Source organism: Longivirga aurantiaca (genome assembly GCF_042660085.1).
Taxonomy (GTDB): Bacteria; Actinomycetota; Actinomycetes; order S36-B12; family CAIYMF01; genus Longivirga; species Longivirga aurantiaca.
The window spans coordinates 1,807,740-1,825,294 of sequence record NZ_JBHSTI010000008.1 but is presented as its reverse complement, the minus strand read 5'-3'; the positions used below and the strand labels follow the sequence as shown (position 1 = coordinate 1,825,294).

At 73.1% G+C, this 17,555-nt stretch carries 18 protein-coding genes; 17 read left to right on the top strand and 1 reads right to left on the bottom strand.

What is annotated here, in order from left to right:
- Nucleotides 1-64 precede the first annotated feature (64 nt).
- Nucleotides 65-592, top strand: coding sequence for a MaoC family dehydratase (locus ACFQGU_RS12650; protein ID WP_386767193.1), 528 nt, complete (start codon nucleotides 65-67; stop codon nucleotides 590-592).
- Nucleotides 593-596: 4 nt separating this feature from the next.
- On the opposite strand, the gene ACFQGU_RS12645 is transcribed toward ACFQGU_RS12650, so the two are convergent.
- Nucleotides 597-962, bottom strand: a complete 366-nt coding sequence (locus ACFQGU_RS12645) for an HNH endonuclease (protein WP_386767191.1) — start codon at nucleotides 960-962, stop codon at nucleotides 597-599.
- A gap of 119 nt (nucleotides 963-1,081) precedes the next feature.
- Between ACFQGU_RS12645 and ACFQGU_RS12640 the strand changes: the two genes are divergently transcribed.
- The 16 genes from ACFQGU_RS12640 (at nucleotide 1,082) to ACFQGU_RS12565 (ending at nucleotide 17,392) form a co-directional block, all read left to right on the top strand.
- Nucleotides 1,082-1,534, top strand: coding sequence for a cyclic nucleotide-binding domain-containing protein (locus ACFQGU_RS12640; protein WP_386767189.1), 453 nt, complete (start codon nucleotides 1,082-1,084; stop codon nucleotides 1,532-1,534).
- 46 nt (nucleotides 1,535-1,580) lie between these two features.
- Nucleotides 1,581-2,363 carry a hypothetical protein gene (locus ACFQGU_RS12635; RefSeq protein ID WP_386767187.1) on the top strand — a complete coding sequence of 261 codons (783 nt, stop codon included), beginning with the start codon at nucleotides 1,581-1,583 and terminating at the stop codon, nucleotides 2,361-2,363.
- Nucleotides 2,356-2,907: an RDD family protein gene (locus ACFQGU_RS12630; protein WP_386767185.1), complete on the top strand. Its 552-nt coding sequence runs from the start codon at nucleotides 2,356-2,358 to the stop codon at nucleotides 2,905-2,907. Before ACFQGU_RS12635 ends, ACFQGU_RS12630 begins: the two co-directional genes overlap by 8 nt.
- 345 nt (nucleotides 2,908-3,252) lie before the next feature.
- On the top strand, nucleotides 3,253-3,681 hold the full coding sequence (mraZ, locus tag ACFQGU_RS12625; protein ID WP_386767183.1) for a division/cell wall cluster transcriptional repressor MraZ: 429 nt from the start codon (nucleotides 3,253-3,255) through the stop codon (nucleotides 3,679-3,681).
- Between the two features lie 232 nt (nucleotides 3,682-3,913).
- A complete protein-coding gene (locus ACFQGU_RS12620; protein WP_386767181.1) occupies nucleotides 3,914-4,063 on the top strand; it encodes a hypothetical protein in 150 nt (49 codons plus the stop codon).
- Between the two features lie 2 nt (nucleotides 4,064-4,065).
- Nucleotides 4,066-5,055, top strand: a complete 990-nt coding sequence (gene rsmH / locus ACFQGU_RS12615) for a 16S rRNA (cytosine(1402)-N(4))-methyltransferase RsmH (protein WP_386767179.1) — start codon at nucleotides 4,066-4,068, stop codon at nucleotides 5,053-5,055.
- Complete coding sequence (locus ACFQGU_RS12610; RefSeq protein ID WP_386767177.1) at nucleotides 5,052-5,681, top strand: hypothetical protein; 630 nt, start codon at nucleotides 5,052-5,054, stop codon at nucleotides 5,679-5,681. Before rsmH ends, ACFQGU_RS12610 begins: the two co-directional genes overlap by 4 nt.
- Nucleotides 5,678-7,471, top strand: coding sequence for a peptidoglycan D,D-transpeptidase FtsI family protein (locus ACFQGU_RS12605; RefSeq protein ID WP_386767175.1), 1,794 nt, complete (start codon nucleotides 5,678-5,680; stop codon nucleotides 7,469-7,471). The genes ACFQGU_RS12610 and ACFQGU_RS12605 overlap by 4 nt, the downstream gene beginning before the upstream one ends.
- A 20-nt stretch (nucleotides 7,472-7,491) precedes the next feature.
- Nucleotides 7,492-9,069: a UDP-N-acetylmuramoyl-L-alanyl-D-glutamate--2,6-diaminopimelate ligase gene (locus ACFQGU_RS12600; protein WP_386767173.1), complete on the top strand. Its 1,578-nt coding sequence runs from the start codon at nucleotides 7,492-7,494 to the stop codon at nucleotides 9,067-9,069.
- Complete coding sequence (locus tag ACFQGU_RS12595) at nucleotides 9,066-10,475, top strand: UDP-N-acetylmuramoyl-tripeptide--D-alanyl-D-alanine ligase (protein WP_386767171.1); 1,410 nt, start codon at nucleotides 9,066-9,068, stop codon at nucleotides 10,473-10,475. The genes ACFQGU_RS12600 and ACFQGU_RS12595 overlap by 4 nt, the downstream gene beginning before the upstream one ends.
- Nucleotides 10,472-11,539: a phospho-N-acetylmuramoyl-pentapeptide-transferase gene (gene mraY, locus ACFQGU_RS12590; protein WP_386767169.1), complete on the top strand. Its 1,068-nt coding sequence runs from the start codon at nucleotides 10,472-10,474 to the stop codon at nucleotides 11,537-11,539. The genes ACFQGU_RS12595 and mraY overlap by 4 nt, the downstream gene beginning before the upstream one ends.
- Nucleotides 11,536-12,975, top strand: coding sequence for a UDP-N-acetylmuramoyl-L-alanine--D-glutamate ligase (murD, locus tag ACFQGU_RS12585; RefSeq protein ID WP_386767167.1), 1,440 nt, complete (start codon nucleotides 11,536-11,538; stop codon nucleotides 12,973-12,975). Before mraY ends, murD begins: the two co-directional genes overlap by 4 nt.
- A gap of 4 nt (nucleotides 12,976-12,979) precedes the next feature.
- Nucleotides 12,980-14,152: a putative lipid II flippase FtsW gene (gene ftsW / locus ACFQGU_RS12580; protein WP_386767165.1), complete on the top strand. Its 1,173-nt coding sequence runs from the start codon at nucleotides 12,980-12,982 to the stop codon at nucleotides 14,150-14,152.
- Between the two features lie 2 nt (nucleotides 14,153-14,154).
- Nucleotides 14,155-15,255 carry an undecaprenyldiphospho-muramoylpentapeptide beta-N-acetylglucosaminyltransferase gene (murG, locus tag ACFQGU_RS12575; RefSeq protein ID WP_386767163.1) on the top strand — a complete coding sequence of 367 codons (1,101 nt, stop codon included), beginning with the start codon at nucleotides 14,155-14,157 and terminating at the stop codon, nucleotides 15,253-15,255.
- The gene (gene murC, locus ACFQGU_RS12570) at nucleotides 15,252-16,679 is read left to right on the top strand and encodes a UDP-N-acetylmuramate--L-alanine ligase (protein ID WP_386767161.1); all 1,428 of its coding nucleotides are present in this window, start codon (nucleotides 15,252-15,254) and stop codon (nucleotides 16,677-16,679) included. Before murG ends, murC begins: the two co-directional genes overlap by 4 nt.
- The gene (locus tag ACFQGU_RS12565) at nucleotides 16,676-17,392 is read left to right on the top strand and encodes a cell division protein FtsQ/DivIB (protein ID WP_386767159.1); all 717 of its coding nucleotides are present in this window, start codon (nucleotides 16,676-16,678) and stop codon (nucleotides 17,390-17,392) included. Before murC ends, ACFQGU_RS12565 begins: the two co-directional genes overlap by 4 nt.
- Nucleotides 17,393-17,555 lie beyond the last annotated feature (163 nt).

The following is a 17,555-nucleotide window of genomic DNA, read 5'->3' as shown; positions in this document are numbered from 1 at the left end:
GGCTTCGTACAGTCGAGCAGTCGGCGCATCGTGGCGCCGTGGACCGCGACCGGGAGGACTCCCCATGACCGTGCACAAGGCCGAGCTCGGCCGGTTCTTCGACGACTTCGTCGTGGGCGACGTCTACCAGCACCCCTTCGGCCGCACGATCTCCGAGGCCGACTCCACGTGGTTCACCCAGCTCACCTGCAACACCAACCAGAACCACTTCAACGCCCACCTGGCGCAGTCGAACCCGATCACCGGCGGCCGCATCATCGTGAACTCCGGGCTCACGGTCGCGCTCGTGCTCGGCCTCTCGGTGATCGACATGAGCCAGAACGCCGTGGCCAACCTCGGGTGGGACGCCATCAAGCTCACGCACCCCGTCTACATCGGCGACACGATCTACGCCGAGAGCATCTGCACCGACCTGCGCGAGAGCTCCTCGCGCCCGGGGTTCGGCATCGTCACGATGATCACGCGCGGCCTCAACCAGGACGGCGACGTGATCGTGTCGTGGACCCGTTCGGTCATGGTCCCCAAGCGCGAGACCGGCATCGGGCAGGACTACTTCCCCGAGGCCAAGACCGGGCCCCTCACCCCCGCCTGACCGGCTAGGACGCGGGCTCGTCGGCGAAGCGGTCGAGGAGCGCCGTGCGGATCTCGACGTGGCGCAGCAGGAACGTGCGCTCGTCGAGGCGCTTGCGGCGCATCCAGCCGGTGACCTCGTCGTTGCACTTGCTCGCGTTGCACGACCGGCAGGCCGGCGCGATGTTGTCGAGGGTGTAGCGCCCGCCGCGCGAGAGCGCCTGCACGCAGTCCTTCTGCAGGGGCACGCCGGTCGCGCCGCAGTACGCGCAGCCGCCCCAGGCCTCCTGCAGCGCCGTCCACTGCTCGACCGAGAGGTCGTGCTCCACCGCGCTCATCCGTCGCGCGCGCTTGCGCGACGCGCGGGCCTTGCGGGTGCGGGCGACGGCCATGGGCCCAGGCTAGGGACGCGCCCGCCGTACGCCGTGCCGACGCGCGGTGCACGGAGCCACGGCGGACGAGTCCTCGCGATCGGCTCGCACAGCGCCCGCCGCTGGCCTAGCCTCCGGCCATGGGTAACAGGGAACTCACCGCCACGCTCGGCGAGGTCGACCTCTTCCGCGGTCTGTCGCACCGGGTGCTGAGCCACATCGCCGACGCCGGAAACACGGCGGAGTACGTCGAGGGCACGACGGTGATCGTGCAGGGCGACAGCGTCACGGGCTTCAAGGCATTCTCGCCGGCCGGCGTCGAGATGCACGTCGTGCTCGACGGCGCCGCGCGGGTGCTGGTCAACGGCGAGCAGGTCAACCGGCTCACCGAGGGCGACTACTTCGGCGAGCTCTCGCTGATCGACGGACGTCCGCGGTCGGCCGACATCATCGCCGACGCCGGCGGCCTCACGACCTTCGCGCTGTCTCGGTGGACGTTCGAGGACCTCCTCGACAAGCACCCGGAGGTCGCGGTGCCGATGCTCCGCGTCCTCTGCTCGCGCCTGCGCACCGTCGAGAACCTCCACCGGTAGGAGGATCGCTCGGCCACGGGCGACGGCTCTGCGTCACACTGACCCGGTGACCGACGAGACGGGGGCACCCCGCCCTGGCGACGAGCAGCCCCGCGCCCTGCCCGTGGTCCGTCAGCGCGCGCCCCGCCTGCCCGCCGCGGTCGAGGCGCCGCTCGACATCGCCGTGGGCGCCGCGGTCATCGTCACCCGACCGGCCGTGGCGGTGACCTCGGCCGTCGCGCAGTCGTTGGCCCCCGTGGCGCGCAGCGTGTGGGGGCTGGTCTCGCGTCCGCCCCTGGTCCCCGAGAGGTTCACGGCCGGCTACGTCGTCGACCGGCTCGCCGAGCGCGGACGGGCGGTGCGCTTCGCCGCGGGGGAGGACCTCACGGTCATCTCCGACGACACCCTCGACTACGTCGTGCCCGAGGTGCTCACCCGGGTGCTCGACCGCATCGACCTCACCCAGCTGGTGCTTTCGCGCGTCGACCTCGAGCGCATCGTGACCGAGGTGCTCGACCGGCTCGACCTCACCGAGCTCGTGCTCGAGCGGGTCGACCTCGCGACCGTCGTCAACTCCGCCGTCGAGGGCGTCGACCTCAACACCCTCATCCGCACGCAGGTGGACGTCGCGGGCCTCGCCGAGGAGGTCATCGACGACGTCGACCTGCCCGAGATCATCCGCGGCTCGACCTCCGGCGTCGCCACGGTCGTCGTCGACTCCGCGCGCCTGTCGGCCGTGTCCGGCGACGAGCTGGTGAACCGGTGGGTCGACCGGATCCTGCTGCGCCGCAAGGCGCGTCATACCGACGCCCCCGGGGAGCCGCAGTCGAGGCGGGGGTCCGATGACTGACGCAACCGCGGTGCCCCAGGACGACGACCGCCCGCAGCACCTGCTCGACCCCATCCGTCCCGAGGCGCGCGCGTTCCAGGGTCTGCGGGCAGGCGTCGTCACGCGCACCCTCGCCGGTGCGATCGACTACGCGATCATGGCCTCGCTGACCCTCGGCACCTGGCTCGCGATCGCAGTCCTGAAGTTCCTCATCGACCCGCGCACCTTCGAGGTGCCGGTCTGGCCCTTCTTCTACTTCGTGGTGCTCGGCTACTGCTACATGGTCCTGTACCTCACGGCGGGCTGGGCCACGGCCGGTCGCAGCATCGGGTCGCGGATCCTCGGCCTCCGGGTCGTCGGGCGCAAGGGTGCCAAGCTGTCCTGGCCGCTCGCGTTCCTGCGCGCCTCGCTGTGCACGCTGGTGCCCGTCGCACTCTTCTGGTGCGTGGTGAGCCGGGAGAACCGATCGGTGCAGGACGTCCTGCTGCGCACCTCGGTGATCCACGACTGGCCCGTGCGCAAGCAGTTCCGCGTCACCGACGTCGGCTCCCGCTCCGACCTCTAGTCAGCCTCCCCGGAGCGCTCCCGGGAGCCCCCACATCGCTCCACTCCGGGCCCTGCCCGTCGGCTGACGATGCTCGTCAGGCCCCTGACCTGCGGCGATGCCCTGCGCGCCCGCGGGCGCCACGCGCCCGGTCCCCACTCATGCCGGCGTTTCCAGCCCGTTTCCGACCTTTCTCCTCCATTTCCCACCACCGCTCTGACCTGCGGCGATGAACGGGCGTGAGCAGGAATTGCGCGACATGAGCCGTTCGGACGACCTGATGTGGTTGACGGTGGAGTGAAGTGGAGTATGTTGGCGCGCACACCCAGAGCAGCGGGCTCGGGGGAGCGGCAGGAGGTGGTGACGGTGTTCCTCGGGACCCACTCGCCCCGCCTGGACGACAAGAACCGCGTGATCCTTCCCGCGCGCTACCGCGACTTCCTCGCCGACGGCCTCGTCATGAGCAAGGGCCAGGACCGCTGCGTCGTGGTCTGGACCAAGGTCGGCTTCGCGAAGTACGCCGAGGAGCTCGCCCAGGGCAAGCACACGGTCGCGGACATCCGCCGCTACACCCGCGTGCTGTTCGCCAGCGCCTACGACGACACCCCGGACAAGCAGGGCCGCATCACGATCCCGTCCTCCCTCCGGGAGTACGCCGGCCTCACCCGCGAGTGCGTCGTCATCGGCCAGAACGAGTTCATCGAGATCTGGGACCCCGCCGCGTGGGAGTCCTACAGCGCCGAGGCGGACGCCTCGTTCGCCGAGATGGACTCGGCGGTGGTGCCCTCCGGCTGACCCCGTCGTGGCATCAGGCCTCCGATCCGTCGCCCGGCCACCTGGCGCACCTTCCCCGGTGCCAGGCGGACCCCACCCCGGACGACGGACGGGGACCTGGAACCACGAAGGCACGAAGCCCCCGCAGATCCGCGAGCACAGCGGCACCGCAGCACGGCCTCACCAGAGCAGAACCGCACCGCACGACCGGCCCCCACCGCGAGCGCCCGAGAGGGCGAGGAGGCGACGACAGATGGACCTCACCCTGCAGCGGCAGCACCGTGGCGCTCGCGCCCGCGCACTCCGCGGCGCGGTGGTCCCGGTCGCCGCCTTCGGCGGCGCCTGCGTGCTCTCCGCGGTCCTGCTCGTCGCCCTGTCCGACCTCGTCGAGCGGCTGGGCTGAGCATGAGCACCCCTGTCGACGCGCAGAACCCGGGCGCCGCCGACCACCCCCGTCACGTCCCGGTGCTGCTCGAGCGCTGCCTCGCCCTGCTGGGCCCGGCGATCGAGCGCCCCGGCTCCGTCGTCGTCGACGCCACCCTCGGTCTCGGCGGCCACAGCGAGGCCCTGCTCACCCGGTACCCCGAGGTCCGGCTCGTCGGCCTCGACCGCGACACCGCCGCGCTCGAGCTGGCCGGCCGCCGTCTCGCGGAGTTCTCGGGCCGCACGCTCCTCGTGCACGCCGTGTACGACGAGCTGCCGCAGGTGCTTGCCGATGCGGGCATCCCGAGCGTCGACGGCATCCTGTTCGATCTCGGCGTCTCGTCCATGCAGCTCGACGAGGCCGAGCGCGGGTTCGCCTACTCGCAGGACGCCCCGCTCGACATGCGCATGGACCAGTCGCGCGGGATCACCGCCGCCGACGTCCTGAACACATACAGCGGCAAGGAGATCGCGCGGGTCCTGCGCGAGTACGGCGAGGAGAAGTTCGCCGGGCGCATCGCCGACTCCGTGATCCGCGAGCGGGCCCGCGAGCCCTTCACCACCAGCGCGCGGCTCGTCGAGATCATCCGCGACTCGATCCCCGCGCCCGCACGCCGCACGGGCGGCAACCCGGCCAAGCGCACCTTCCAGGCCCTGCGCATCGAGGTGAACGGCGAGCTCGAGGTGCTCGAGCGGGCGATCCCCGCCGCGATCGACGCGCTGTCGGTCGGGGGGCGCCTCGTGGTGATGTCGTACCAGTCGCTCGAGGACCGGATCACCAAGCGCGCCATGGTCTCCCGCGCCAGGAGCGACGTGCCGGACGACCTGCCCTTCGTCCCTGCCGGCCACGAGCCCGAGCTGCGCATGATCACCCGTTCCTCGGAGAAGGCCTCGGCCGCCGAGATCGCGGAGAACCCGCGCGCAGCCTCGGCGCGGCTGCGTGCGGTCGAGCGTCAGCGGGCCGCGGCGTGAGCGCGACCGCCCGCGCGACGACGCGTCCCGCCGGCCACCCGAAGCCCACCGCGCCGAAGGCGGGCCGCCCGCGCCGCACCCCGCTGAAGGAGGTGCCCCCGCCGGCACCCGCTGTGGCGGGCACCGGCGTCTTCTCGCTCGTGGTCGTGGGCATCCTCGTGCTCGGGATGGTCATGCTGCTCGTGCTCAACACCTCGCTGGCCTCGGGCGCCTTCGAGATCAACGACCTGTCGTCCGAGCAGCGCGACCTCGCGGTGCGCGAGCAGCGGCTCGTGCAGGACGTCGCGCGGGCCGAGGCCCCGGAGTCCTTGCAGCAGAAGGCTCAGGAGCTCGGCATGGTGCCGGTCGCGGCCCCGGTCTTCCTCCGGCTCTCCGACGGCGCCGTCCTCGGCAGCCCGCGCCCGGCCCAGGCTGACCCCACGACGCGCATCCCCGCCACGGGCGGCACCGGCACCGCGCCGTCGACCTCCGCGTCGCCGGCCGCCGCCGCCACACCCGCGCCCAGCAGCGCGCCGCCGACCGCCGCCGCGACGCCCACCGGGGACGCCGCGGTCGCCGACCCCCCGCCCGTGACCGACGGCGCCGTCCTCGACGCTCCCGCCCAGCCCAGCCGGGAGAACCGATGACGACGCTCGCCCCGCCGCCCCGCCGTCCCTCGTCGCGTCCCGCACCGCGGCCCGCGGCACGCCCCGCGCCGCGCACGTTCCGTCAGGGCGACCACGTGCGCCGCCTGCGCCTCTGGCAGCTTGGCCTGCTCATCCTCGTGACGATCGTCGCCGGCCGGGTCGTCGACCTCCAGGTCATCCAGGGGCCGACCCTCGCGGCGGCGGCCGAGAAGAGCCGCATGCGCGAGGTCGTGATCCCCGCGACGCGCGGCGACATCACCGACGCCAACGGCGTGCCCCTCGCCACCACCGTGGCCGCCCGCAACGTGACGGTCGACCAGACCCTGGTCGAGGACGTCGAGGGCACCGCCGCAGCGCTCGCCTCGGTGCTCGGGGGCGACGCCTCGGCGTACGCCCCGCGCCTTGCGGGGGAGCGGCGCTTCGTCTACATCGCCAAGAACGTGACGCCGGAGACCTGGGCCTCGGTGAAGGCGCTCAAGCTCGCGGGCGTGTTCAGCGAGCCGACGTCGACGCGCGTCTACCCGGCGGGCGAGGTCGCGGCCAACGTCGTGGGCCACGTCCGGGCCGACGGCACCGGCGGCTCGGGCCTCGAGCACGGCCTCGACGACCAGCTCGCGGGCGTGGCCGGTTCGGAGATCTTCGAGAGCTCGGCCCGCGGCACCGAGATCCCGACGGTCGAGGCCGCGGGCACCTCGGCCATCCCCGGGAAGACGGTGCGGCTCACGATCGACCGCGACATCCAGTGGGTGGCGCAGGACGCGATCGCGAAGCAGGTCGCCTACGCCAAGGCCGACAGCGGCACCGTCGTCGTGATGGACCCGCGCACCGGCAAGATCCTCGCGCTCGCCACCGTGCCCACCTTCGACCCGAACCGTCCGGCCGAGGCCGTTTCCGCGGACATCGGCAATCGCGCGGTGTCCGACGTCTTCGAGCCCGGCTCGACGAGCAAGGTCATGACGATGGCGGCGGTCATCGAGGAGAAGGCGGCGGGGCCGACCACCCAGCTCGTCATCCCGCCGGTGCTCAAGCGGCCCGCGAAGACCTGGCACGACCACAGCCCGCACGGCACCCTCAAGCTCACGCTGAACGGCGTCCTCGCCAAGTCCAGCAACATCGGCACGATCATGGCGGCGGAGAGGATCGGCGGCGACACGCTCTACCGCTACCTGAAGAAGTTCGGGATCGGCGAGAAGACGGGCCTCAACTTCCCCGGCGAGAGCAAGGGCTACGTGCCCGCACCGTCTCAGTGGTCCGACACCACGTTCGGCACGCTGGCCTTCGGCCAGGGCCTGTCGGTCAACGCGGTGCAGGCGGCCTCGGTCTTCGCGACGATCGCCAACGACGGCGTCCGCGTCACGCCGAGCCTGGTCGAGGGCTACACGCTGCCGGACGGCACCTACCAGGCGGCGCCGCAGGCGAGCGAGACGCGTGTCGTCAGCACCAAGACCGCCAGGACCGTCCGCTCGATGCTCGAGTCGGTCGTCTCCGCGGACGGCACCGCGCCCAACGCGGCGATCCCCGGCTACCGCGTGGCGGGCAAGACGGGCACCGCCAACCGCATCGACGACAGCTGCGGCTGCTACCGCGGCTACACCGCCTCGTTCATCGGGATCGCGCCGGCCGACAACCCGAGCCTCGTGGTCGCGGTCTTCCTGCAGAACCCGCGCAACGGCCACTACGGCGGCGTCCTCGCCGGCCCGGTGTTCAAGCGCGTGACCTCCTTCGCGCTCCAGCAGGAGCGCACGCCGCCGACCGGTTCGCAGCGCCCGCGCATCCCGGTCGAGTGGTGAGCGCGGGATAGGGTCGCGAGGTGCCTGCCGGACCTCGACCGAGCACGCCGCCGCGTCCCCTCGGGGAGCTCGCGCGGGTGGCGGGTGCCGACGTCCCCGCATCCGCCGACGTCCTCGTCACCGGGGTCACCCACGACTCCCGCGACGTCCGTCCCGGTGACCTGTACGCCGCCCTGCCGGGCTTCGTGACGCACGGGGCCGAGTACGTCGCCCAGGCCGCCGCCTCCGGCGCCGTCGCCGTCCTCACCGATCCGTCCGGTGCGGAGCGCTGCGCCGCCGCCGGGCTCCCGGTCCTCGTCGTCGAGGATCCCCGGGCCGTCCTCGGCGAGGTCGCAGCGGACGTCTACGACCACCCGTCCCGCGACGTCCTCGTCGTCGGGATCACCGGCACGAACGGCAAGACGACCACGTCGTACCTCGTCGACGGCGGGTTCCGGGCGGCCGGCCACGTGACCGGGCTCATCGGCACGGTGGGCACGCGCATCGGCGACGAGACGGTACCCAGCCAGCGGACCACCCCCGAGGCCACCGACGTGCATGCGCTGCTGGCGGTCATGCGCGAGCGCGGGGTGACCGCCGTGACCATGGAGGTGTCGAGCCACGCGCTCGTCCTCGGACGGGTCGACGGCGTGCGGTTCGCCGTCGGCGGCTTCACCAACCTGACCGAGGACCACCTCGATTTCCACGCGGACATGGACGACTACTTCGCGGCCAAGGCGTCGCTGTTCACCGCGCGTCGCACGGCGGCCGCCGTCGTGTGCGTCGACGGCGGGTACGGCGTACGGATGGCGGGATCGGCTGCGGCGCAAGGTCTTGAGGTGTCGACGTACTCGACCGTCGGCCCGGCCACGTGGATGGTCGAGGGCGTGGTCGCGGTGCCCGGCGGCTCGGTGATGCGCGCGCTCGGCCCCGACGGCGTGGACGTGCCGCTCGAGGTGCGTCTGCCGGGGGAGTTCAACGTCAGCAACGCGCTCGGGGCGCTGGCCCTGCTCGTCGCGGCAGGCGTCGACCCGCTGACCGCGTCGGACGGCATCGCCGCGTGCGAGGGCGTGCCCGGACGGATGGAGAGGGTGCCCGACCCCGACCTCGGGCGCGGCATCTACGCGTACGTCGACTACGCGCACACGCCCGACGCCGTCGAGCGGGCGCTGGCCGCTGCGCGCGAGGTGGCGACGGCACGCTCCGGGCGCCGTTCGCGCATCCTCGTCGTGCTCGGCGCGGGCGGCGACCGCGACCCGCACAAGCGGTACGACATGGGGCGTGCGGCGGTCGAGGGCGCCGATGTCGTCATCGTGACCGACGACAACCCCCGCAGCGAGGACCCCGCCCTCATCCGCCGCGAGGTCCTGCGCGGCGCACGCACCATCACCGGCACGCGGCGGATCGAGGTGGCCGACCGACGGCGAGCCCTGCGCATGGCGGTCGCGCTCGCGGGCAGGGGTGACGTGGTTCTCGTCCTGGGCAAGGGCCACGAGCAGGGGCAGGAGGTCGCGGGTACGGTCACGCCGTTCGACGACCGGGTCGCTCTGGCCGAGGCGCTGGAGCCCGGCCTGATCGTGCCCGCCGACCTGCCGACCGACGACGAGGACGCCACATGATCGCGCTCACCCTGGGCGACGTCGCGGCTGCCGTCGGAGGCCGTCTCGTCGGCGGTGCCGAGCCTGCGACAAGGGTCACGGGCTTCTCCACCGACTCGCGCAGCGCGCACGACGGCGACCTGTTCGTGGCCGTCGTGGGGGAGCACCACGACGCGCACGACTTCGCGGGCCAGGCCGTCGCGGGCGGTGCCGTGGCGGCGCTCGCGTCCCGAGCCCTCGACGTCCCCTCGGTGGTCGTCGACGACGACGCCGTGCTCGCACTCGGCCGCCTCGCCCGGTGGGTGGTGGGCCGGATGCCGGATCTCGTGGTCGTCGGGATCACCGGCTCCTCGGGCAAGACCAGCACCAAGGACCTCATGGCCCAGGTCGTGGTCGAGCTCGGCCCGGTCGTGGCACCCCAGGGCTCGTTCAACACCGAGGTCGGCCTGCCGCTCACCGCGCTGCAGGTCGACGAGAGCACGCGCGTGCTCGTCTCCGAGATGGGCGCGCGCGGGCTCGGGCACATCGCGTACCTCTGCACCGTGACCCCGCCCCGGATCGGTGTGGTGCTCAACGTCGGGTCGGCCCACGTCGGCGAGTTCGGCTCGCGGGAGAACATCGCCGTGACCAAGGGCGAGCTGGTCGAGGCCGTGCCCCCGGCGGCCGACGGCGGGGTCGCCGTCCTCAACGCCGACGACGACCTCGTCGCCGCGATGGCTCCGCGCACGCGGGGCAGGGTCGTGCTCTACGGCCGCTCCGCCGCGGCGCAGGTCCGGGCCGTGGACGAGACGATGGACGACGAGGGGCGACCGGGATTCACCCTGGTGGCGCCGGGCGTCCGCGAGCCCGTCTCGCTGCGGCTCTTCGGAGCGCACCAGGTCTCCAACGCGCTCGCAGTCGCGGCCGTGGCCCTCGAGCTCGGCATCCCCGGGGACATCGTCGCCCGCCGCCTCTCCGGCGCGACGGCGGAGAGCCGCTGGCGCATGGAGGTGTCGACGACGGCGTCCGGCGTCACCGTCGTCAACGACGCGTACAACGCCAACCCCGAGTCCGTGGTTGCGGCGCTCGACGCCCTCGTGGCCATGAGCGCGGCGACGGCCACGCGCCCCGCCCGCCGGTCGTGGGCCGTCCTCGGCGAGATGCGCGAGCTGGGAGCCGGCGCCGAGGCTGCGCACGAGGCCGTCGGCCGTGCCGCCGCCGAGCGCGGTGTCGACCGGGTCGTCGCAGTGGGCGAGGGCGCGTCCGGCGTGGCGAGGGGCGCGAAGGGGGTCGGAGGTGCCACCGTCGTCATGGTGGCGGCCGACGTGCCTCGGGCGGTCGAGATCGTCGCCGGTGATGTCGCGCCCGGCGACGTCGTCCTGGTGAAGGCCTCGCGCGCCGCCGGTCTCGAACGGCTCGCACTGGCCCTGACGGAGGTCCCCGCATGAGGCTCGTGCTCATCGCTGCCGGCCTCGGCCTGTTCGTGTCGCTGCTCGGCACGCCGCTGCTCATCAAGTTCCTGCGCCGCCACCACCTGGCGCAGGCCATCCGCGTGTCGACGGCCGGCGAGCCCTACCCCGAGCACGAGGGCAAGCGCGGCACCCCGTCGATGGGCGGCCTCATCATCCTGGCGGGGCTGCTCGTCGGATACCTCGGTGCGCACGTCGTCGCCTGGCGGCCGCCGAGCTGGTCGGGCGTCCTCGCGCTCTTCCTCACCGTCGGGCTCGGCTGCGTGGGCATCGCGGACGACTACCTGAAGATCTTCAAGCAGCGCAGCACGGGTGTGCGGGCGCGCACCAAGCTGCTCGGCCAGGCGACCGTGGCGATCATCTTCGCCTTCCTCTCGCTGCAGTTCCCGGACGCCGACGGGCGCACGCCGGCCTCGCGCGCGGTCTCGCTGTTCCGCGACACCAGCCTCGTCCTGCCGACCGCCCTGTTCATCGTGTGGATCTGGTTCCTCGTCACGGCGACCACCAACGCGGTCAACCTCACCGACGGCCTCGACGGTCTCGCGGCGGGCGCCTCGGTCATGACGCTGGGGGCCTACACGCTGCTCTCGGTCTGGCAGTACGGGCAGAACTGCCAGTTCGGCGAGTTCGCGCGCTGCTACGACGTACGGGATCCGCTCGATCTCGCCGTGTTCGCGGCTGCCGCGGCAGGAGCCTGCTTCGGGTTCCTCTGGTGGAACACCGCGCCGGCCGGGATCTTCATGGGCGACACCGGGTCGCTGGCGCTCGGCGGTGCGATCGCCGCCCTCGCGATCCTGTCGCGCACCGAGCTCCTCCTGCCGATGCTCGCCGGGCTCTTCCTCATCGTCGTGCTCTCGGTGATCGGCCAGGTGGGCAGCTACAAGCTCACCGGCAGACGCATGTTCCGGATGGCCCCCTTGCATCACCACTTCGAGATGCTGGGCTGGGCCGAGATCCAGATCGTGGTGCGGTTCTGGATCGTCCAGGGCCTGTTCGTGGCGCTCGGCCTCGGCATCTTCTACGCCGAGTGGGTCCGTCAGTGAGCCGTACGGACGTCACGGCGTACGGCAGGTCGTCCGACTGGGGCGCCGTGCACGCGGTCGTCGCGGGCATCGGCGTCGCCGGATTCGCCTGCGCCGACCAGCTCGTCCACCTCGGTGCGCGGGTGACGGTCGTCGACTCCGGCGACGGCGCGCGCCAGCGCGAGCGCGCCGACGTGCTCGAGGTGGTCGGGGCAGCCGTCCGCCTCGGTGACGGCGACACGCTGCCGGACGACGCGGACGTGCTCGTGGTGTCGCCGGGGCTGCCGCCCTACGCGCCCGTGATCGTGGCGGCGCAGGAGCGCGGGGTGCCCGTGTGGGGCGAGCTCGAGCTGGCCTGGCGGCTGCGCGGCCCCGACGCCGCCCCCTGGCTCGTGGTGACCGGGACGAACGGCAAGACCACGGTGACGCTCATGCTCGAGTCGATGCTGCGCGCGGCCGGCCTGCGCACCGCCGCCGTCGGCAACATCGGGGTCTCGCTCGTCGACGCGGTGATGGACCCGGAGGGCTTCGACGTCCTCGCCGTCGAGGTCGGTGCGCCGCAGCTGCCGTTCCTGCTCACCGCGAGCCCCCTGGCCTCGGTGTGCCTCAACATCGCCGAGGACCACGTCGACCACTTCGGCTCGATGGAGGCGTACGTCGCGGCCAAGGGACGGATCTACGCCAACACCCAGGTCGCCGCGGTCTACAACGTGGCCGACCCCGTGACCGAGCGCCTGGTGGAGGAGGCCGACGTCGTCGAGGGCTGCCGGGCGATCGGCATCACCCTGGGCACTCCCGGCCGCTCGATGGTGGGCGTGGTGGACGACCTGCTCGTCGACCGGGCGTTCATCGACAACCGCGCCGACAGCGCGCTGGAGCTCGCCTCGGTGCACGACGTGCACCCGTTCGCGCCGCACAACGTCTTCAACGCGCTCGCAGCCGCGGCCCTGGCCCGTGCCGCAGGGGTGCCGGCCTCCGCGGTGCGCGAGGGCCTGCGCTCGTTCGAGCCCGCCGGCCACCGCATCGCGCAGGTCGCCGAGCGCGACGGCGTCACGTGGGTCGACGACTCCAAGGCCACCAACGGCCATGCGGCGCTCACCTCGCTGCTCGCGTACGAGTCCGTGGTGTGGATCGCGGGCGGCATGGCCAAGGGCCAGGAGTACGACGACCTCGTGCAGCGCACGCGCGACCGCATGCGCGGCGCCGTGCTCCTCGGCGTCGACCGCGCGCGGATCCGCGAGGCTCTCGCGCGACACGCGCCGGATGTCCCCGTGGTCGAGGTCGGGCGCACCGACACTGGAGCCATGGACGACGTCGTGAACGCCGCCGCCGCCATGGCGCGCCCGGGCGACACCGTCCTGCTCGCACCCGGGTGCGCGTCGTGGGACATGTTCCGCGACTACGGCCACCGCGGCGACGAGTTCGCCGCCTCCGTCCTGCGCCACCTGGGCGGGTGAGCTCGTGACCCAGCAGGACGAGCGGCGCGTCGGCTCGGCCGACCGGCCGCGCTCCGAGCACCCCATGGCGACGTACCACGTGCTGCTCGGATCCACGCTGCTGCTGCTCGTGCTGGGCGTCGCGATGGTGCTGTCGGCGTCGACGGTCGAGAGCTACCGCGTCTTCGGATCGGCGTACACGCTGTGGTCGCGCCAGGTGCTGTTCGCGGTGGTGGGCCTGGCCGCGATGGTCGTGGCGTCGCGGCTGCCGGTGGTGTTCTACCGCCGCATCGCCTACCCGGCGCTCATGGTGGCGCTCGTCGCGCTGGTGCTCGTGCTGATCATCGGTCACGAGGTGGCGGGCCAGAGGAACTGGATCGACATCGGCGGGCCGTTCCGCTTCCAGCCCAGCGAGTTCGCCAAGCTCGCGCTCGTGCTGTGGGCCAGCGACCTGCTCGCGCGCAAGCAGCCGCTCCTCGACCAGTGGAAGCACCTGCTCGTGCCGCTGATGCCGGTGTCGCTCACGATCATCGGCCTCGTCCTGCTCGAGGGCGACTTCGGCACGGCGCTCATCCTCGTGCCGATGGTGGCCGCCATGCTCTGGGTCAACGGGGCACCGTTCCGGCTCTTCTTCGGCGGCGGGATCGTGCTGCTCGCCGGCGTGGCCGTGCTGAGCTACGCCCAGGCCTACCGGCTCAAGCGCTTCTCCGCGTGGCTCGACCCGTCCGCCGACCCGCTGAACAGCGGATGGCAGCTGCTGCGCGGCCAGAACGCCATGAGCGGCGGCGGCTGGTTCGGCGTCGGCCTCGGAGCCTCCCGCGAGAAGTGGGACTGGCTGCCCGAGGCGCACACCGACTTCATCTACGCCGTCGTCGGCGAGGAGCTCGGCATCCTCGGGTCGCTGATCGTGCTCGGCCTCTTCACCGCGATCGGCATCGCGGGGCTCCGCCTCGCGCGGACCACCGTGGACCCGTTCGTGCGCAGCGCCTCGGCAGCCGTGGTCGCCTGGATCCTGACCCAGGCGCTGCTCAACATGGGCGCGGTCCTCGGGCTCATCCCCATCACGGGCGTGCCGCTCCCGCTCGTGTCGTACGGCGGTTCCTCGCTCATCCCCACGCTCGTGGCCCTCGGCATGCTCATGGCCTTCGCACGCGCGGAGGCCGGACGTCCGGCGCCGCACCCGCTCAAGGGGAAGTGACCGTGCACGTCGTCCTCGCCGGAGGCGGCACGGCGGGCCACGTCGAGCCCGCGCTCAACACGGCCGACTGCCTGCGGCGGCACGACCCCGCCGTCGGCATCACGCTCCTCGGCACCGAGCGCGGACTCGAGACCCGCCTCGTCCCCGAGCGCGGCTACGACCTCAGGCTCATCACGCCGACGCCGATGCCGCGACGGCCCTCCGGCGAGCTGGTGCGGCTGCCCACCGCGGTGCGCCGCTCGGTGCGCGAGGTGCGCGCCGTGCTCGACGACACCGGCGCGGACGTCCTGGTCGGGTTCGGCGGCTACGTCGCGCTGCCGGCGTACCTCGCAGCCCGCGGGCGCGTCCCCATCGTGATCCACGAGGCCAACGCGCGGCCGGGGCTGGCCAACAAGGTGGGTGCGCGCTTCACGTCGTACGTCGGCAGCGCGGTGCCGGACGCCATCCCCGGATCGCGCCACATCGGCATGCCGCTGCGCCCCGCGATCGCGCGGCTCGACCGGGCGATGGTGCAGGCCGAGGCACGGGCGGCCTTCGGTCTCGACCAGGACCGCCCCACGCTGCTGGTCTTCGGCGGGTCTCAGGGCGCCCGCAGCCTCAACGCCGCCACCGTGGGCGCCGTCGAGCGACTCACCGCGCAGGGCATCCAGGTGCTGCACGCGGCGGGCCTGAAGAACGACGACCAGCGGCCGTCGGGCCCCACCGGCCCGGCGCCGTACGTGCCGCTGCCCTACGTGGACCGCATGGACCTCGCGTACGCCGCTGCCGACGTCGCGCTCTGCCGCGCGGGTGCCATGACCTGCGCCGAGCTCGCCGCCGTCGGGCTGCCCGCGATCTACGTCCCGCTGCCGATCGGCAACGGCGAGCAGCGCCTCAACGCGCTGCCCGTCGTCAACGCCGGGGGAGGGCTGCTGGTGGACGACGCCGATCTCGATGCCGACCGGCTCGTGGCCCTCGTCGCGCCGCTCCTGCTCGACGCCGACCAGCGCCACGCCATGGAGGACGCGGCCGCCTCCCACGGTCAGCGCGATGCGGACGAGAGACTGAGGGCACTGGTGCTCGAGGCCGTCACGGGCGCCACGACCGCTGGAGGAACCTCGTGACCCCGGGCACCGACGCCACCGCCGACCTCTCCGCCCTCGGGCGCGTGCACGTCGTCGGCATCGGCGGCGCGGGGATGTCCGGCATCGCCCGCATCCTGGTCGCCCGCGGCGTCACCGTGAGCGGCAGCGACGCGAAGGACTCCCGCCGGCTCGCGGCCCTGCGCGCGATCGGCGTCGAGGCGTACGTCGGCCACGCGGCCGAGCAGGTCGACGGCGTCGACACCGTGATCGTGTCGACGGCGATCAAGGAGGGCAACGCCGAGCTGAGCGCCGCCCGCGAGCGCGGGCTGCGCGTGATGGGCAGGGCCGAGGCGCTGGCGGCGGTGATGGCGGGCCATCGCGGCGTCGCTGTCGCGGGCACGCACGGCAAGACCACGACGACCTCGATGCTCACGGTCGCGCTGCAGCACTGCGGCGCCGACCCGTCGTTCGCGATCGGCAGCGAGCTCAACGAGAGCGGCAGCAACGCCCACCATGGCACCGGCGCAGACTTCGTGGCCGAGGCCGACGAGAGCGACGGCGCCTTCCTGGCGCTGCCCGCATGGGCCGGGATCGTGACGAACGTCGAGCCCGACCACCTCGACCACTGGGGCACGTTCGAGGCCATCGAGCAGGGCTTCCTCGACTTCTGCACCGGGATCCGCGACCGCGGCGGATTCGTGACGGTCTGCATCGACGACGAGGGCGGGCGCCGCCTGGCCGAGCGGGCGCGGGCTGCTGGGGTCGACGTCCGCACCTACGGCGAGGCGGCCGACGCAGACTTCCGCGTCGAGCTGGTCGAGGTCGGCACCACCGGCTGGGTCTTCGACGTCCTCGAGCGCGGGGTGCGGCACGGGCGTACCGAGCTCGCGGTGCCGGGCCGGCACAACGTGCTGAACGCGACGGCGGCGTTCGTGACCGGGCTCGGCCTGGGTCACTCCTCGGCCGCTCTGCGCGAGGGGCTGGAGTCCTTCAGCGGCACGCGTCGGCGCTTCGACTTCAAGGGCGCGGCTGCCGGCGTGAAGGTCTACGACGACTACGCGCACCACCCGACCGAGATCGCCGCGACGCTTCGGGCGATGCGCGAGGTCGTGGGCGACAGCCAGCTCGTCGTCGCGTTCCAGGCCCACCACTACTACCGCACGGCCATGTTCGTGAAGGAGTTCGGCGAGTCGCTCGGGCTCGCCGACCAGGTCGTCGTCCTCGAGGTCTTCGCGCCGGGGGAGGAGCCGATCCCGGGAGCGTCGGGCGTCTCGATGGCCTCGCACGTGCCGCTCCCGCCGGAGCAGGTCGTGTTCGAGCCCTCGTGGAGCCGTGTCGCGTCGCACCTCGTCGAGCGCGCCCGCCCCGGCGACGTCGTCATGACCCTCGGCGCGGGCGACATCGCGATGATCGGCACCGAGGTGCTCGACCTCCTGCGCGCCCGCGAGGGCTCGTCGTCATGACGGTCCTGGAGTCGACCGAGCGCTTCACCGCCGCGCGTCGGCAGGGCGGCTGGAGGACGTGGCTCGCCCTCGCGCTCGTGGCCATGATCGCGGGCGTCGCGGTCTGGCTCGTCTGGTTCTCCTCGGTCCTGTCGGTGCAGGAGGTCCGCGTCGTCGGCGCCACGGGCGTCCCCGTCGACCAGGTGCGCACCGCGGCGTCGGTGCGCGTCGGCACCCCGCTCGCGCGGGTGGACGCCGACGGCGTCGCCGAGCGCGTCGGCGCGATCCCGGAGGTCGGCGCGGTCGAGGTGCGCCGCGGCTGGCCGGACGTCCTCGTCGTGGTCGTCACCGAGCGCACGCCGGTCGGCGTGGTGCGCGCGGGCCCGGGGTTCGCCTACGTCGATGCCACCGGCGCGCGCTTCGGCTCGGCATCGACGCGCCCCGCGGCCCTGCCGGTCGTGCGTCCGTCGGACGAGACCTCGCTGCTCGCCGGCGTCCAGGTGGTCGACTCGCTGCCCGCCGACCTGCGCGCGCGGGTCGTGGCCGTGGTGGCCCGCAGTCGCGACGACGTCGTCCTCAGCCTCCGCGGAGGCGCGCTCGTGCAGTGGGGGAGCGCCGAGCAGGCCGAGGCCAAGATCGCCGTGCTCGCCGCCCTGCTGCCGCTGAAGGCGGCGTACTACGACGTCAGCGCGCCGGACCTGCCGACCACCCGCGGGACCCTCTCCGGTTCCTGACCGGCTTTCTGGACGCCGGGCATCCCTTGCGCCGCAAGCGATCACGGCCCCGGCCCCGGCGGCGTCCGGCGATGTGGCGCACCTCGATCTTGCGCCACGCGGGTGACGCGCCGTAGGTTCACCCCTAACCACAGGATGACATAACTATTCACCTCTACCTGAG

What these genes read in the sequence shown, in the direction of transcription:
- ACFQGU_RS12650 (WP_386767193.1), top strand. Translation starts at nt 65, where the DNA reads ATGACCGTGCACAAGGCCGAGCTCGGCCGGTTCTTCGACGACTTCGTC.
- ACFQGU_RS12645 (WP_386767191.1), bottom strand. Translation starts at nt 962, where the DNA reads ATGGCCGTCGCCCGCACCCGCAAGGCCCGCGCGTCGCGCAAGCGCGCG.
- ACFQGU_RS12640 (WP_386767189.1), top strand. Translation starts at nt 1,082, where the DNA reads ATGGGTAACAGGGAACTCACCGCCACGCTCGGCGAGGTCGACCTCTTC.
- ACFQGU_RS12630 (WP_386767185.1), top strand. Translation starts at nt 2,356, where the DNA reads ATGACTGACGCAACCGCGGTGCCCCAGGACGACGACCGCCCGCAGCAC.
- ACFQGU_RS12620 (WP_386767181.1), top strand. Translation starts at nt 3,914, where the DNA reads ATGGACCTCACCCTGCAGCGGCAGCACCGTGGCGCTCGCGCCCGCGCA.
- rsmH (WP_386767179.1), top strand. Translation starts at nt 4,066, where the DNA reads ATGAGCACCCCTGTCGACGCGCAGAACCCGGGCGCCGCCGACCACCCC.
- ACFQGU_RS12605 (WP_386767175.1), top strand. Translation starts at nt 5,678, where the DNA reads ATGACGACGCTCGCCCCGCCGCCCCGCCGTCCCTCGTCGCGTCCCGCA.
- ACFQGU_RS12595 (WP_386767171.1), top strand. Translation starts at nt 9,066, where the DNA reads ATGATCGCGCTCACCCTGGGCGACGTCGCGGCTGCCGTCGGAGGCCGT.
- mraY (WP_386767169.1), top strand. Translation starts at nt 10,472, where the DNA reads ATGAGGCTCGTGCTCATCGCTGCCGGCCTCGGCCTGTTCGTGTCGCTG.
- ACFQGU_RS12565 (WP_386767159.1), top strand. Translation starts at nt 16,676, where the DNA reads ATGACGGTCCTGGAGTCGACCGAGCGCTTCACCGCCGCGCGTCGGCAG.